Raw genomic sequence first — 16387 nt, 5'->3', positions numbered from 1 at the left:
TTTTCTTGAAAACCATTTGCAACCGGTTGCAAAACTTGTATCGTGAGAATAGGACTCTCGCAAGCTGCATTCGGCACAGCACCGTAAATTTCCCAAAGGAGCCCGCAGACATGTCCGCGCAACACGACACCGTTTACATGACAACGGCGCAGGCGATCATTCGCTGGCTGTCAAACCAGTTCATAGAGATCGATGGACAGGAATATCGCCTATGTGGCGGCGGTTTCGGGATTTTCGGCCATGGCAATGTGACCTGTCTGGGTGAGGCGCTGAATTCGGTCCGGGAGGAGCTGCCGCTGTATCGAGGGCAGAATGAACAGAGCATGGGATTCGCCGCAGCAGGCTATGCCAAGCAATGGCTGCGCCAGCGATTTATGTTCTGCACCGCCAGCGCGGGGCCCGGCACTGCGAATCTGCTGACCGCGGCCGGACTGGCCCATGCCAACCGCCTGCCGATGCTTATGCTGTGCGGCGATACGTTCATCACCCGTCTGCCTGACCCGGTTCTGCAGCAGATGGAGAACTACAACGATCCAACCTTTGGCGTAAATGACGCGTTCAAGCCGGTCAGCCGATACTGGGATCGCATCACGCATCCGGCGCAAGTGATTCAGTCTCTTCCCGCCGCAATCGCGACAATGCTGGACCCGGGCGATTGCGGGCCTGCTTTCCTCGGTCTACCGCAGGACGTGCAGGGGTGGACCTATGACTATCCTGTGAAGTTCTTTGAAAAGAAAGTGCATCGCATTCGCCGCCAATCGCCTGATGCGGATGAAATCGCCGATGCGGCTGCCGCGATTGCAGGCGCGAAGCGCCCAATGATTATTGCAGGTGGCGGTGTTCAGTATTCCAAAGCTGTCACCGAACTGACCAACTTTGCCGAAAAGCATCAGATCCCAGTGGTCGAAACCATCGCAGGGCGCGCCAATATGCTGGCGACTCATCCGCTGAATATCGGTCCAATCGGTGTCACCGGATCGGACAGTGCCAATGCGATTGCCGAGCAAGCGGACGTGATTGTCGCTGTAGGAACTCGGTTGCAGGATTTCACCACCGGTTCATGGACCGCTTTTGCCAAGGACGCTCAGTTCATCTCGATCAATGCGGCACGCCATGATGCAGGCAAGCACATGTCTCTGCCGGTTGTTGGGGATGCAAAAAAGTCGATCCGGGCTCTAACACAGGCAATTGACTATACCGCCTCATCAGATTGGCTCTCGCTGGCGCAAGAGGAACGGCGCAAGTGGGATGCCTATGTGGCCGAGAATGTGTCCCACGGAAACCGCCCGAATTCCTACGCTCAGGCCATCGGCGTGGTGAACGAGCTTTGCGACACGCGCGACCGGGTGGTCGCTGCTGCCGGGGGACTTCCAGCCGAGGTCACCGCCAACTGGCGCACACTGGATATCGGCACGGTTGATGTCGAGTTCGGCTTTTCCTGCATGGGCTACGAGATCGCGGGCGCCTGGGGCGCGCGCATCGCCCAGTCCGAGCGGGAACCCGACAAGGACACCATCACCTTCTGCGGTGACGGTTCTTACATGATGCTGAACTCGGACATCTATTCCTCGGTCCTGAGCCGCAAGAAGATGATCGTACTGGTGCTGGATAACGGTGGCTTTGCCGTTATCAACAAGCTGCAAAACAATACAGGCAATGAGAGCTTCAACAACCTGCTGGCAGACTGCCCGACGATCCCGGAACCGTTCGGCGTTGATTTCACGGCACACGCGGCCTCGATGGGTGCCACCAGCGAAAAGGTCGCGAACCCGGCAGAACTGGCCGAAGCGTTCAAGCGCGCCAAAGCCAGCGACAAGACCTATGTGATCGTAATGGATGTGGACGCCTATGACGGCTGGACCACTGAAGGCCATACGTGGTGGGAGGTCGGAACGCCCCACACCTCGGCGGATGAAAACGTGCGCAACGCGCATGTCGAGTGGGAAACCACCCGCGAAAAACAGCGTAAGGGCATATAATGAAACGGTTTACAGCAGAAACAGCCGATCCTGACGTCATCGTCAATGAACTGCTGAACGGCGGCGGAGCTGTTGGCATCTCGGGCCTGTTTACACCCGAGGAAATCGCCGAGGCCCGAGCCATCGTCATGGAACATTCCGAGGAAGCTGCCGAGAAGGTGACCCACTTTCAGGGGGCGGCTGAAGAAGATGGCAAACTGAGCCTGCAACGACGGGTCTGGAACCTGTTGGCGAAGGGCGACGTGTTTTGCCGCATGGCCGCGCATCCGGTTCTGATGAAGATTCTGCGGAAATTTTTGGGGACCGAGTTCATCATGGGTTCGATCGCCGCCAACCGCATCTTGCCGGGCGGTCCGGGGCAAGAACCCCATGTAGACTATCCCTATTGGGACTTTCACAGCCCCGAAACGCATCCTGTCGGCCTGAACGGGTCATTCCCGATGAACGCGCAAGTCTCGGTCCTGCTGGACCCATTCACCCAAGAAAGCGGCGCGACCGGCTATGTGCCGGGATCGCAGAAAGAGCTGCGCTATCCGACCCCCGAAGATAAGTTCTATGAAAACTGCGCGCAGATGACCGGTGAGCCCGGTGATGTCGCGTTGTTCTATGGCGTGACATGGCATTGTGCGATGCCGAACAAGGCCGATCACGACCGCAGCGCGATCCTGATCCAATACCTGCCCAAATGGGTCAAACCGATGGAAGATATGCCCGCCGCGCTGCCACAGGAATTCCTCGATCGGGCGAGCCCCGATATACGGCAATTGCTGGGTTTGAATTATCCCTATCCCGAGGTGCTGGATACTGCGCGGGCAGGCAATACCGAGGGGCGCACGTGACTCTGATCGAAGGCATAAAAGGCAACCGCTTCGCCGTGTTTGGCCGGGCCGGTATGGACATGTTCGCCAACCCCATCGGGACCAAAAGCGAGGACGCAATAGAGTTTCGCGCCGATCTGGGCGGATCGAGCGCCAATATTTGTGCCGGGCTGGTAAAACTTGGGTCGCAAGCGGCTTTGGTCACATCCGTCTCGGATGATGCGGTGGGACGATTCTGCGTGAACAGACTGCAGGATTATGGCGTGGAAACGCAATATGTCCGCGCTGTGGGTGGCGAGGCGCGTACATCCTTGGCCGTATACGAAAGCTGCATCGAGGATTTCCAGAACGTCATCTACCGCAACGGCGCCGCCGATTTTCAGGTGACCGGGGCGGACATGGATGCGGTAGACTACAGCGCGTTCTCTGCCCTGATCACGGCGGGAACGGTATTTGCGGCAGAGCCTTCGCGTTCCGCCACGTTCCGCGCGTTTGAAAACGCCCGCGCTGCTGGCCTGCCTGTCATATTCGATATTGATTACCGCCCCTATAGCTGGCCGTCGCCGCAAATCGCCTCAGAGGTCCTGACCCGTGCAGGCAACGAAAGCGACCTGATCGTCGGCAATGACGAAGAGTTTGGCTTTATGGCAGGCGGCATCGAAAAGGGTTTGGACAAAGCCCGCGAGCTGGCCGCCAAAGGCAAAATGGTGATCTACAAGATGGGCCACGAAGGGGCCATTACCTTGACCGATGGGCAAGAAATCCGCACCGGCATCTACCCGGTCACCGCGGTGAAGCCCAACGGTGCCGGCGACAGTTTTCTGGCCGGTCTGTTGGCCTCGATCGCAGCGGGACATGATATGCGCGGCGCGGTACTGCGCGGGTCGGCCTGCGCGTCCATTGTCGTCTCGAAGCCCGGCTGCGCCGGGGCCATGCCCACCACGCCTGAACTTGACGACTTTCTGGCCCAACACCCGGGTCCAACGGATACCTGAAAGGAGACGCAGATGCATATCGCGCCCCATGACAACCAGAACAAACCCATCGTCGATGCCGACCATGATCTGGTACCGCTGAACTATTTCAACATCGTCAAACTGAAGAAGGGCGAGGTGTTCGAATATGCGGTGCCCGGATATGAGACCTGCATCGTACCCGCCACCGGCACCGTCGAAGTAGACGTGGATGGTGCAGTTTATTCCAAATTGGGCAACCGCACTATCGACGTTTGGGATGGCGATCCCGAGGGTGTCTATGTGCCCGTGGGTGCCAAGGTCCGCATCACCTGCGTAACGAACGAAACCGAAACCTTCATCGCAGGCGCGAAGTTCGACCGCGTACTCGAACCCTTTGATGTCCGCGTGCCCGAGCTGGATCTGGTACAATATGGCTCGGACGACACAAAAACCCATCGCAAGATCAAACACATCCTCGGTGCGAACCATCACGACAAAGTGGGCCGCCTTCTGGTGTCCGAGCTTTACACCGTCGGTCAGGGCGGCTGGTCCGGTTTTCCAAGCCACAAGCACGACACCGACCGCAAAGGCGACGATGGCGAGATGATCGAGACCCGCCATGACGAGACCTATAACTTCCGCTTTCGGCCCAACTATGGCTCGGGCATTCAGATGCTGCAGCGCGAGGACAACAAACCGGGCGATGCCTATCACATCATGGATGGCTCAACCATCATGATCGACAAGGGTTATCACCCCTGTGCAGTTTTGCCGGGTTATGAGATGTATTATTTCACCATCCTCGGCGGCCTCAGCCAGCGTTCTCTGAAACAGTATTTCCAACCGACCCACGCAGCCCAACTGCATACTATTCCGGGCATTATGGACATGGTGGCCAAGTTCAAATGAGCCTTGTGACATTATCGGACGTCCTGCAACCCGCGCTGCGCGACGGTTATGCCGTGGCCGGGTTGGTGACGCTGGGTTGGGAGGATATGCGCGCTTATGTGGCCGCCGCCGAAGCCGAAGACGTGCCCGTTATTCTGCAGGCCGGGCCGTCCTGTCGTGAACACACGCCACTGCCGGTTCTGGGCAAGATGTTCCGCCATCTGGCCGAAGCGGCCAGCGTTCCTGTGGTGGCCCATCTGGACCATGGCTACACCCATGAGGAATGCCGGACCGCCATCGACAGCGGCTTCACCTCGGTCATGTTCGACGGCTCGCGCAAAGCATTGGCGCAGAACATCGCTGAGACGGCCGCGATTGCCGAGATGGCCCATGCCGCTGGCGTTTCCTGCGAAGGCGAGATTGGTTTTGTCGGCTATTCCGGCGGTGAAGGATCGGACGGGACCGACCCGGATGAGGCAGCACAGTTCGCCAGTGAGACCGACGTCGACGCGATGGCGATCTCGGTCGGCAACGTGCATCTGCAACAAGACAAAGAAGGCGGTCTGGACCAGGCCCGCATCCGCGCCATCGAAGCCGTGACCCAGGTTCCGCTGGTTATCCACGGTGGGTCGGGTGTTCCGGTCGCACAGCGTACGGCACTGGCACGCGGGTCAAAAATCTGCAAATTCAACATCGGAACCGAACTGCGCATGGCCTTTGGTCAGGCGCTGAGAACGGCAGTGAATGCCGATCCCGAACGTTTTGACCGCGTACAGATTCTGAAAGAAACGCATGAGCCGGTTGTTGAGGCGACACGCCGGGTTCTGCAAGCCTTCAAGGGGGCATGAGATGCTGAATATCGGTTTACTGGGCTGCGGACGTATCGGGCAGGTTCATGCGCGCTCGATCGGGCAGATCGACGGCGCGCGGGTTAGCGCAGTAGCGGACGCATTCGCGGAACCAGCTCAAATGCTGGCCGACAGAACCGGTGCAAACGTCCTCTCGGCACAAGACCTTATCGAAAGCGCGGATGTTGATGCGGTGGTCATCGGAACCCCAACCGACACCCATTTCGACCTGATCCATCAGGCGGCGCGGGCGGGCAAAGCGATCTTCTGTGAGAAACCGGTGGACATGTCTGCCGACCGTATCCGCGATTGCATCAAAGTGGTCGAGGCTGCAGGCATCCCCTTCATGACTGCCTTCAACCGACGATTTGATCCCAACTTTGCCAACATCCAATCCCGAATCTCCAACGGAGAAATCGGAAATGTCGAGATCGTCACCATCCTGTCGCGCGATCCGTCCCCCCCACCGATCAGTTACATCAAAAGTTCGGGTGGGTTGTTCCGCGATATGATGATCCACGATCTGGATATGGCCCGTTTCCTGCTGGGTGAAGAACCGATCAGCGTCTACGCAGTTGGATCTTCGCTGGTTGATCCTGAGATCGGCAAGGCCGGAGACGTCGACACCGCAGCCGTCACCCTGACCACGGCCAGCGGCAAGATCTGCCAGATCTCTAATTCGCGCCGCGCCAGCTATGGCTATGACCAACGCATCGAGGTGCATGGCGAGAAAGGCATGTTGCGTGCAGAAAACATGCTGGAGAACACGGTCGAAATCGCCACGCCCTCAGGCTTTCGCAAGGCCCCAGCGCAGCATTTCTTTCTGGAGCGCTACGAGGCTGCCTACCGCGCCGAAGTGGTGCATTTCGTTACCGCGGTGGATGGGTCCGAGACGCTCACTCCCGGGATCGAGGACGGGTTGCGCGCGCAGGTTCTGGCCGACGCCGCCGCAGAGTCGCTTGTCCGGGGTCGTGTGATCAACGTTGACTAAAAACTTATCGATGATCACATCAGGTAGAGTGCAAAAACCACGATCGCAAATCCCGTCAACACCATCGTGAAGCCTCGCAGCCATGCCGGGCTGGTCGAAAGATCAAGATAACGCGCGAGGATGATCCGGGATTTGATCAATGCAAGGATCAGGATACCCGCGCCGATCAGCGCCGCAGGCGCGTGCAACATAGTCAGCACAGCAGATGCAACGCTCAGTGCAAGCAGACCGAGCCATGCGCGGGTCAGCACGTTGGGGTGTCTCCTGCGAGAGTGGTGGGAAACAGATGAAGTGGTTGGCATATCACTCATCCCAGCAGGTAAATCACGGGGAACAGCATGATCCAGACCAGATCAACCATGTGCCAGAACTGGGCGCCCGCTTCGATGTTGTGGGCATCATCGCGCCAGGCAACGAATAGCAGGATAACAACCCCGGCCAGCACATGGGCGGCGTGAAAACCGGTCAGCAGGTAATAGAACATGAAAAACGGGTGGGACTCGAACGAGATCCCCTGCGCAGCCTTGTCCGCGTATTCGGCACCCTTGATGATCAGGAACACACACCCCAGAAGCGCCGCCCCGACCAGTGCAAGACGTGCTTTGCCGCGACGTGCTGCCTGACGCCAGTACAGGGCAAGCGCGGCGAGGTAACCCGAGCTTACCAGCACCGCCGTGTTGAAGGCGGCTCCTGTGCGATAAAGATGCGACTGCGCCTCTGCAAAGCCTGCCGGATCCGTCAGCCGGACACCCATGAAGGCGATCAGACCCGCGCCGAACACCAGCAGTTCGGAAATGATGAGCACCCACATCAGCAACTCGCCCGGAAGCTCGTCGATGAGAGAGGTGTCGCTCATGCGCCGACCAGCTGGCGATAGATCTGCGGCAAAGCCATGGTCAGGCGGTGCGGGTCAGGGATGACGGCGAAACCACCCTGTCCGAACATGCGGGGAAACCAGCTTTTGCCGGTCTTGTCGATGGTGACGCCGAAAACCGATTGCCCGGCCCGGCGCGCCTCACGGACGGCCATACAGGTGTCTTCGATACCGTGACGCCCCTCGTAATGGTCCAGATCATTGGGTTTGCCGTCAGTGATCACCAAAAGCAACCGACGTTTGCGGGATTGGCTGGCCAGATCAGACGAGCAATGGCGGATCGCTGCCCCCAGCCTTGTGTAGTGGCCGGGCCGCAGCGAGGCGATACGTTGTTCGACCAATCCGCCCATCGGCTCATCAAACCGTTTGCAGCGTTGGATGTAGACTCGTTGGCGTTTCAGTGAGCTAAACGCATGGATGGCGAAATCGTCACCGCAAGCATTCAGGCCCCAGGCAAGCGCGGCCAGCGCCTCGCGTTCGATATCTATCACAGCGCGGCCGGTGACGGCGCTTTCGGTCGAGCGGCTGACATCCAGCAGAATCGAGACCGCCAGATCGCGGGCCTCAGGGCGGGATTGCATCCAGACACGCTCGGTCCCTTCACCATTCGCGCAGCGGTCAACCTGTGCCCGAACGGCGGCCTCAATATCCAGTTGGTCGCCATCCAGATGGCCGCGGGTCATGACGCGGCCCGGGCGCAAGGCTTCGAACTGGCGCTTGACAGCACGGATGCGCCGCGCAGTGGCGGGGTCTTTTCCGAACGCGGCTGCATCCTCACGGATATCGGCATCAGACAACAGAACGTTGACGTGATCGGGCAAATACCGCCCTGTCCGCACATCCCATTCGGGATAGAGAATGCGGCCTGACAGACGCTCTCGGTTCACATCTTCGGGTGCGAGATCCAGATGCAGTTTCAGCTTGGTCGGCGGCGCCTTGGAGATCTGGCCCAGGCCGATCTCTTCCTGATCGTCCGCGGCCTTTTTGGCATTGTCGGGATCGTCATCGTCGATGCGTCGGTTGATATTCAGAAACTCAGCCCAGCTGAGGATCGCCTCGAACTTGTGCAGGATAAGACTATCCTGACGCTCGGCCTGATCCGATTTGCGACGGCGGGCGCGGTGCGTTTTCTCTCCGGATTCCTCGGGCGGGCCTTCGGTATCGGGGTTTTCGACCTCGTTATGTTCGGAAAATCCGACGGCGCGCAGTTCGGGCCACAACGGGACAGGACGGAAATGCTGATAACCGCGCGGGGCGGTCAGGTCATCATCCAGTGCCAACAGCTGCTCAGCTTTCGGCGACAACGGTACCGGATCGCCCAGCATGTGGCGGACGAGCTCTTCAACCGCGGCCTCGACAGGTGGCAGACCGGGAACGTCACGGTGATGCAGAACGCCCTTGCAAAGTTCAGCATATAGCGGACGCAAACCGGGCGCGTTGCGCAGTGACGCCTCGACCATAAGTCGGGCGGCGTTCAACGCGCGCAGGTCTGCGCGCAATGGATCGTCTTCGTCTATTCGGGCTCCGGCATGGGCAGCAGCGGCAGCCAGCCAAACGTAAAGCGCGCCATTTGCCTCGCGCGCAGGAAAGACCGCCAGCCGGTCCGGCAGGCGCAAAACCTCACCATCGAATGAGGCACGGGGCATTATCTCGGCCTCGGTCCCCAGACGACGGCGCCAGCTTAGGCGGTGACGTGAAATCTCGGGTGAGACCGGGCGCAACTCGACGCCCGGACTACCCCCAAGCCCTCGGAAGAGGACTGCCAGCCGCCCCGCGACCTCTGAGAGGTCGACCGCGGCTCCAACATGCACCTCAGGTGCATCGAGGCGACTGGCAAGGGTGTGCCACAGTTTCCCGATCGTTTCTTCGGGTTCCCATGGCTCAAAATCGATCCTGACCATCGGCCGGCCTCACCCAAAGACAGCCGTGACAAGATCGAGGAGCCCGCGTTTGATATCCTCATCATCTGTCAGAGGCTCGATCATAGCGGCAAGGATGGCGCGGTCGGTGGACATGCCTTGTGCGATCAGCGTCGCGGCATAGACGACCAGACGAGTGGAAACGCCTTCCTCAAGATCCTGACCCTTGAGCCCGCGCAGTTTGCCCGCCAACCGCACAAGCGGCTTGCAGCGCTCCAGCGCCAGCCCGCTTTCCTGGGCGACGACTTCGGCCTCCATCTCGGGCGATGGGAAATCGAATTCCAGCGAGATAAAGCGCTGTCGGGTCGAGGGTTTCAGGGTTTTCAGTATGTTCTGGTAGCCGGGGTTGTACGAGGCCACCAGCATGAAACCGGGCGCGGCCTCAAGCTCTTCGCCGGTGCGGTCGATCGGCAGGATGCGCCGATCGTCAGTCAGCGGGTGCAGCACGACGGTGACGTCCTTGCGGGCTTCGACCACCTCGTCGAGGTAGCAGATCGCGCCTTCGCGCACCGCGCGGGTCAGGGGGCCATCGACCCAGACGGTTTCTCCGCCCTTCAGCAGGTAGCGGCCGATCAGGTCGGCGGCGGCCAGATCGTCGTGGCAAGCCACGGTGTAAAGGGGGCGGCCAAGGCTGGCGGCCATGTGGGCGACAAAGCGCGTCTTGCCACAGCCCGTCGGACCTTTCAGCAGAACCGGCAGGTTGTTGGAATAAGCGGCGGCGAACACATCGCATTCGTCGCCCTGGGGCAGGTAGAAGGGGGCGTCAGCCGCCCCCTTACCCAGTTGTATGGAGCCATCCATATCCATTACTCCGCAGGGGTTTCGGCTGCGCCGGGCTCAATAATCTCTTTCCGGGGAACCCAGATCGAGTAGATGAACAACAGCGCACCAAGAACCACGACCACACCAGATCCAAGGCGCATCCAGTAGAAGATGGCAACCTGATCCTGCACATCCATGAAGTAGTCACCTACAACACGCTGCATGTGCGTTTGCACGGTACCGGCAAAGGTCAGCACGAAGGTCATGAAGACCATGCCGCTGGTCATCAGCCAGAAACTGCCCATGTTCAGAACCTGATTATACGGATCGCGGTTCTTCAGGATCGGCATCGCATAAGTGAAGATCGCCAGATTGAGGCATACATAGGCACCATAGAAAGCCAGGTGACCGTGAGCCGCGGTGATCTGCGTGCCGTGGGTATAATAGTTCACCCCGTGCAGTGTGTGCAGGAAGCCCCAGACACCAGCACCGAAGAAGGCCAACGTGGCACAACCCAGCGACCACAGCAGTGCAGCCTTGTTGGGGTGGTCACGACGGCCCTTCCAGACCATGACGAAGGCAAAGGCCATCATCGCGAAGAACGGGATCACCTCAAGGCTTGAGAAGATCGACCCGATCCACTGCCAGTATGCGGGTGTACCGATCCAGTAGTAATGGTGGCCCGTTCCAAGGATACCCGAGAACAGCGCGGCTGCGACGATGACATAGAGCCATTTCTCGACAACCTCGCGGTCCACACCGGTTAGCTTCAGCATCAGATAGGCCAGGATCGAGGCCATGATCAGTTCCCACACGCCTTCAACCCAAAGGTGGACAACATACCACCAGTATTGTTTGTCCAGGGCGAGGTTGCCCGGGTTGTAGAAGGCAAACAGGAACAACAGCGCCAGACCCCAAAGACCCAGCAACAAGATGTTGGTGATGGCGGTCTTCTTGCCCTTCAGAACAGTCATAGACACGTTGTAAAGGAAGATCAGCGCGGCCACGACAATACCCATCTTGACCCATTTGGGCTGCTCAAGGAACTCGCGCCCTTCTTTGCCCAGCAGCCAGTTGCCCTCGAACAGGTTGAACACATAGGTGACAACCACGCCCAACGTACCGACCACAAGAATGATCAGCTGCAGATAGGCCAGCTTGGTCGAGTGGATCTCGCGTTCCGCCTCTTCCGGGATCAGGAAGTATGCGGCCCCAAAGAAGCCAAGGATCAGCCAGACGATGAGTGAGTTAGTGTGCAGCATCCGCACGATGTTGAACGGCAAAAGCTCGCTCAGGAAATTCGGGAATACATAGATGAAACCGGCCAGAAGGCCGCCGATCACCTGTATCGCGAACAGGGCCATAGCTACCGCAAAGTAGGCATAGGCAATTTTTTGGGATTCGTATTTCATTGCTCCGTTCCCTTTCTCAGCCTGCCTCGTTGGGCGGCCAGCCCTGAGCGTCGATGTTGTCCGTCCAGATCAGGAAGTTCGCCAGATCACGGATCTCGTCGTCGCTGAGGTTGAAATTGGGCATCTGCCGGCGACCGGGAATGCCGGTTGGCTGCGCCTCCATCCAGCCCTTGAGGGATTCAAAGGCCGATTCCGGGTCGTCCAGGACATCCCAACGTGTCATCACATTTGCAAGCTCGGGCGCAAAGTAGGCACCTTCACCCATGATTGTGTGACAGTTGATACAGGCGTGTTTTTCCCAGATGTGTTTGCCCCGAACCACACTTTCATCAAGCTTCGCCGAGTTCTCAGAATTGACGATGTACCAATGGGAATGGGCCGATAGGGCCAGAAAGATTAGAATGAAGAACAATGACCCGCCATAAAATATATTGCGGGCCATGCTCTTTGTCATGACGTCTCGCATTGCGCTCTCCTTTGCGCCGCTTTGTTGGTGTGAGCAAAATGACGTCAGAACGCGTGAAGTGCCTTAACGAAAGTCAAGCCTCATCAAGTAAGGCTGGAAGCTATCGCTGACGGCTAAAAAAAACGTCAGAAACAACAAAATGTCCTGAAATCGCCTTGAAACTTTGTTTTCGATGCCTGGTTATATATACAGATTTAGTGGAAATAGTGCGGCGCTGCCGATTATCAGGACGAGTGAAGGTGTAAGACATGGCGAACTATTCATATATCGGCTATGCGCCGGGGGTCATATCGGTCAGCTTTACAGGGTTCTCCACCGGAACGATCACACTAAGTGGTAGCTATGATCCAGATACCGACCGACGTGTCTTTGATGTCGAGGATGCCGCTGGTGGTACCCTTGTAAACGGCGATCCTGATAACGGTACCGATTTCAACGGTGACCGCTTCAACAACGAGGTTGGAGACGACCTGACCCAGAACGGTGTAGTAACCAATCTGGACGGTTCGGTGACCTTTGACTCGGGCGCAATCTACCTTGAGGAATCCTATAGCCTGACCAATCCGAGTGGTGGAACCATTGATGTGTTCCGCGTCGAGGTCGAGGGCAATCTTGTCGGGTACATCACGTCCGAACCACTGACACCCGGAACCGCATACTCATTCGTTCGATCAAACGTAACGCCGGACAATGCGCCCGATACGACAGACCCTGGCGCAATTGTTGACGTCCCTTGTTTTGCCGCGGGAACGATGATCGCAACGCCCGAAGGTGACAAGCCCATCGAAACCCTTGCCAAAGGTGATCTGGTGTTGACTGCCGATCTTGGCCCACAGCCCATTCGCTGGATTGGGGCGCGTAGTCTGACTGGCGCCGAACTGGCCGCGGCACCGCGCCTGCGGCCCATTACCATTAGGGCCGGCGCCTTGGGGGCTGGCCTGCCACTTCGCGATCTGAAGGTTTCGCCGCAACACCGGATGCTGGTCCGCTCGACCATTGCGGTCCGTATGTTCAACGCGCAAGAAGTGTTGATTCCCGCGAACAAGCTGGTCGGCGTACCGGGTATAACCGTCGATGACTCGGCTAATGGCGTGACCTATTATCATATGCTGTTTGATCGCCACGAAATCATTACAGCCGAAGGCGCGCCTTCGGAAAGTCTGTTCACCGGACCCGAAGCCCTCAAGAGTGTCGGGGCAAAGGCGCGGGCTGAAATCATCGAACTTTTCCCCGAGCTGGGCTTGCCGGGCCACGCGCCGGGTTCTGCACGTCACATTCCGACCAAAGGCAAGCAGGCAAGCCACATGGTCCGCCGGCACCTGAAGAATGACCAACCGCTGATCGACAGGATCTGAGCCTAGGACGCGACCGCCTTCGGGCTAACGAGGGCAGACCACATCGCAATCAAATACAGGGCCAACGCACTGATCCACAGCCCGTCCGAAACCAGCATCGCGACCAGATACCCCTCGCTGAGTACAGAGCCGACCCAGCGCAGAACAGCCGCAATCGCCATCAACCCGTAAGCGACCACCATGGGCGGTGGGGCAACAAGAGCGCGGCCACTATGGCCAAGGGCGGCCCGACTCATCACGGCAAGGGTCATACCCCCGACGCAGCCTATGCCCAGAACGTGCAAGGCTCCGATTTCGCTGCCGATACCTAGAACCGCCAGCCCCCACAGGATCAGCCCGAGCGCCAGCATACCCAGACCCAGATGCAGGGCAATCAGGATCGGCTGGCGCAGCGCCCAGCGCGCGCGCCAGCGTGCCATGCGCAGGATCTGTACGCCCCCCAGCATCAGGGCGACCCCACCCGCAATCGGACTCAGGCCGAAGATCAGCGCGCACAGCGGCAGCATCAGCGCCAACGCCATCCCGGCCTTGTCGAAGGACGCAACCGATACCGGCCAAGCGGATTCAGGCTCTCCTGCCCGCTTCATCGCGTTTCTGGTGAAGGCCGGTGTGATGCGCCCGCCAAGTATCGCGATCATGCTGCACAACGCGAGCAATCCGGCACGCAATCCGATATCCAATGTATCGCGGGTCACACCAACCCATTCCAGATGGGTCAACAGGTTGGCAACCCAGATATAGCAGAGCAACAGCAGGAAAATCATGTTCTGCGGTTTGGGGCGTCGGATCAGCTGGCTTGCAATCTTTGCGGCCAGGGTTGGCACAAAGGCCAGATCAACTACAGCAACCAGACCCGGCGATAGCGCGCCCGAAAACCACATCGCTATCCGACCGGCCAGCCACAGGCCCGCAGCCATCATGATAAATTGCGCCCGCGCCTCTGGCGTGCCCGTCCAGCTGGGAACTGCAGTCAGGAAGAACCCACCAAGAGCGGCCGTGGCATATCCAAAGATCATTTCGTGGGCGTGCCACATCGGCGGGCTCATGGCGTAGGTCGGATCTTCGAATCCGATCATCCCGGTCTGCGTCGCCAACCACACGCCCCAGATGCCACCCGCGAACAAGCCATACAAACCGGCTGACAGGAAAAAAACGCGAAATCCCTCGCCCAGTACCCGTGCGATCATTGCCGACATGCGCGCTCTCCCCGGCCTCGGTGACTATTGAGCCCGGTCTAGCAAAGCCGACTCATGCAGGACTTAACCGAAATCAAGCGTCGAGGAAAACATGACCCTGAAACACAGGTTTTTTCTTGTTTTTTATAACCCGATTCAACCCTTCAATCCCCAGATTGCGGCCTTTCCGTTGACTTTCGTCAAGGAGTACTCGGCGCCAATGTTTCAGGCTTCGACCTGCCTCACCAAGCATATGGAGAGTGATCATGTCACTTGGAATCAGCTACACGAAAGCCAGCCGCACACTTGGTGTTGGCTTGGCGATGCTGCTGGGCTCAGCAGCTGCACCAGTTTTCGCCCAAGAGCCAACATTAAGCGATGAAGCCTTTGAATCGTCCAAGCAGCTTTATTTTGAACAATGTGCGGGTTGCCACGGCGTTCTGCGCAAAGGGGCAACAGGTAAGAACCTTGAACCTCATTGGAAGAACACCGCAACCGACGGCACAGTGACCGAAGGCGGCACTTTGCAACTGGGCCAAGAGCGCCTTGAAAAGATTATCGCCTGGGGTACCGAAGGCGGGATGAACAACTTCTCGGACATCATGACCGAGCAGGAAATCAAGGACATGGCGACATACATCATGATGGAGCCGCCCAAGCCGCCAGAAATGTCGCTGGAACAGATGATGGCGACCCGCAAAGTCTATGTCGAAGAAGCCGACTACCCGACCGAGCCGCTGCACGGCCGCAACTGGGAAAACTTCTTTGTCGTAATCGAGCGTGATGTGGGCAAAGTGGCCGTGATCGACGGCGACACCAAAGAGGTGCTGACACACATCCCAACCGGATATGCGGTGCACGTTCTGAAAGCGTCGGAACACCACGCGTTGGAAGAGCCGGAACAACCCGGTCGCTTCTGGTACACGATGGGCCGCGACGGCAAGATGACCAAAATCGACCTCTGGCAGACGCCGGACAAGATGTTGGTATCTGAAGTCAAGATTGCCTATGACGCACGCGACGTTGCCGTTTCCGGCGATGGTAAATACGTCATCGGTGGGGGCTACTGGCCGCCGCACTTTGCAATCGTTGACGCCCAGACCATGGAACCGGTCAAGGTTGTGTCGACCCGCGGTGTGAACGTGGACGGAGATTACGTGGAAGAAGCCCGCGTTGCCGCCATCTACACTACCCCGAACGAACCCACCTGGATCGTTGCCGTGAAAGAACTGGGTCAGCTGTGGCAGGTCGATTATACCGACCTGGATAACCTGCGGATCGACAAGATCGACAGCGCCAAATTCCTGCATGACGGGTTCTTTGACCCGACAGGCCGGTACTTCCAGATCGCCGCGAACGCGTCGAACAAGATGGTTGTTGTCGACACCGAAACCCACAAGCTGGAAGCGATGATCGACACTGCCGCCCTGCCGCACCCCGGCCCGGGCGCCAACTGGATCGACCCGAATTGTGGCCCGGTTGCTGGCACGACACACCTTGGCGTCGGCACAGTGACGGTCTGGGGGAATGACCCCGAGAACCGCCCAGATGATGCCTGGAAGGTCTGCTACGAAGTGGAAACCGACGGCCCCGGCCTGTTTGTCCGCACCCATCCGAACTCGGACTACATCTGGGCTGACCAGACCAAACATCCGGAACCGGAAGTGCAGCAATCAGTGCAGGTCATCTCGAAAGAGACCGGCGAGATCGTGAAAACCATCCAGATCACCGAAGACGAAGGCAGTGCTGCCGTTCACTTCGAGTTCAACGCGGATGGCACCGAGGTCTGGGTATCCAAGTGGAACCTGTCTGACTCGCTGGAGCCCAATGGTCAGATCGTGATTTTCGACGCCAAGACGCTGGAAGAAATCGGTCGCATCGAGGGGCTCTTTGCTCCGACCGGTAAGTTCAACGTCTACAACCGGTCGAATCACGTCACCTGAC

The 16387-nt window shown here is 58.5% G+C and carries 15 protein-coding genes; 8 read left to right on the top strand and 7 right to left on the bottom strand.

Features of this window, described 5'->3' with window-relative positions:
- Positions 1–110: 110 nt before the first annotated feature.
- Genes iolD through iolG form a run of 6 tightly spaced genes read left to right on the top strand, consistent with a single transcriptional unit; the run spans position 111 to position 6480 of the window.
- Positions 111–1979: a 3D-(3,5/4)-trihydroxycyclohexane-1,2-dione acylhydrolase (decyclizing) gene (gene iolD, locus BLU89_RS12850; RefSeq protein ID WP_074737241.1), complete on the top strand. Its 1869-nt coding sequence runs from the start codon at positions 111–113 to the stop codon at positions 1977–1979.
- On the top strand, positions 1979–2818 hold the full coding sequence (locus BLU89_RS12845; RefSeq protein WP_074737240.1) for a phytanoyl-CoA dioxygenase family protein: 840 nt from the start codon (positions 1979–1981) through the stop codon (positions 2816–2818). Before iolD ends, BLU89_RS12845 begins: the two co-directional genes overlap by 1 nt.
- On the top strand, positions 2815–3792 hold the full coding sequence (gene iolC, locus BLU89_RS12840) for a 5-dehydro-2-deoxygluconokinase (RefSeq protein ID WP_074737239.1): 978 nt from the start codon (positions 2815–2817) through the stop codon (positions 3790–3792). Before BLU89_RS12845 ends, iolC begins: the two co-directional genes overlap by 4 nt.
- A 12-nt stretch (positions 3793–3804) precedes the next feature.
- A complete protein-coding gene (locus BLU89_RS12835) occupies positions 3805–4662 on the top strand; it encodes a 5-deoxy-glucuronate isomerase (protein ID WP_074737238.1) in 858 nt (285 codons plus the stop codon).
- On the top strand, positions 4659–5489 hold the full coding sequence (locus BLU89_RS12830) for a class II fructose-bisphosphate aldolase (RefSeq protein WP_074737237.1): 831 nt from the start codon (positions 4659–4661) through the stop codon (positions 5487–5489). The genes BLU89_RS12835 and BLU89_RS12830 overlap by 4 nt, the downstream gene beginning before the upstream one ends.
- Position 5490: 1 nt before the next feature.
- Positions 5491–6480 carry an inositol 2-dehydrogenase gene (gene iolG / locus BLU89_RS12825; protein ID WP_074737236.1) on the top strand — a complete coding sequence of 330 codons (990 nt, stop codon included), beginning with the start codon at positions 5491–5493 and terminating at the stop codon, positions 6478–6480.
- A gap of 14 nt (positions 6481–6494) precedes the next feature.
- Here the strand turns inward: iolG and BLU89_RS21325 are convergent, their stop codons facing one another.
- From BLU89_RS21325 to BLU89_RS12795, 6 genes are read right to left on the bottom strand one after another with little or no spacing between them, the layout of a single operon-like run.
- Positions 6495–6782, bottom strand: a complete 288-nt coding sequence (locus BLU89_RS21325; RefSeq protein WP_074737235.1) for a cytochrome C oxidase subunit IV family protein — start codon at positions 6780–6782, stop codon at positions 6495–6497.
- A gap of 5 nt (positions 6783–6787) precedes the next feature.
- Entirely contained in the window at positions 6788–7336 is a 549-nt protein-coding gene (locus tag BLU89_RS12815; protein WP_074737234.1) for a cytochrome c oxidase subunit 3, read from the bottom strand.
- Entirely contained in the window at positions 7333–9255 is a 1923-nt protein-coding gene (locus BLU89_RS12810; RefSeq protein WP_074737233.1) for a nitric oxide reductase activation protein NorD, read from the bottom strand. Before BLU89_RS12810 ends, BLU89_RS12815 begins: the two co-directional genes overlap by 4 nt.
- A gap of 9 nt (positions 9256–9264) precedes the next feature.
- Positions 9265–10080 carry a CbbQ/NirQ/NorQ/GpvN family protein gene (locus BLU89_RS12805; RefSeq protein WP_074737232.1) on the bottom strand — a complete coding sequence of 272 codons (816 nt, stop codon included), beginning with the start codon at positions 10078–10080 and terminating at the stop codon, positions 9265–9267.
- The gene (locus BLU89_RS12800; protein ID WP_074737231.1) at positions 10080–11447 is read right to left on the bottom strand and encodes a cbb3-type cytochrome c oxidase subunit I; all 1368 of its coding nucleotides are present in this window, start codon (positions 11445–11447) and stop codon (positions 10080–10082) included. The genes BLU89_RS12805 and BLU89_RS12800 overlap by 1 nt, the downstream gene beginning before the upstream one ends.
- Positions 11448–11463: 16 nt before the next feature.
- Positions 11464–11913, bottom strand: a complete 450-nt coding sequence (locus BLU89_RS12795) for a c-type cytochrome (protein ID WP_074737230.1) — start codon at positions 11911–11913, stop codon at positions 11464–11466.
- Between the two features lie 248 nt (positions 11914–12161).
- Between BLU89_RS12795 and BLU89_RS12790 the strand changes: the two genes are divergently transcribed.
- Positions 12162–13268: a Hint domain-containing protein gene (locus BLU89_RS12790; protein WP_074737229.1), complete on the top strand. Its 1107-nt coding sequence runs from the start codon at positions 12162–12164 to the stop codon at positions 13266–13268.
- Between the two features lie 2 nt (positions 13269–13270).
- Here the strand turns inward: BLU89_RS12790 and BLU89_RS12785 are convergent, their stop codons facing one another.
- Entirely contained in the window at positions 13271–14464 is a 1194-nt protein-coding gene (locus BLU89_RS12785; RefSeq protein ID WP_074737228.1) for an NnrS family protein, read from the bottom strand.
- A 245-nt stretch (positions 14465–14709) separates the two neighbouring features.
- On the opposite strand from BLU89_RS12785, the gene BLU89_RS12780 reads away from it, so the two are divergent.
- A complete protein-coding gene (locus tag BLU89_RS12780; RefSeq protein ID WP_074737227.1) occupies positions 14710–16386 on the top strand; it encodes a cytochrome D1 domain-containing protein in 1677 nt (558 codons plus the stop codon).
- The last annotated feature ends 1 nt before the right edge of the window (position 16387 follow it).

Origin of the sequence: Ruegeria halocynthiae (genome assembly GCF_900106805.1) — a bacterium.
GTDB classification, from domain to species: Bacteria; Pseudomonadota; Alphaproteobacteria; order Rhodobacterales; family Rhodobacteraceae; genus Ruegeria; species Ruegeria halocynthiae.
Note: the sequence above shows the minus strand (reverse complement) of the source record. Positions and strands in the feature narration are given on the sequence as shown.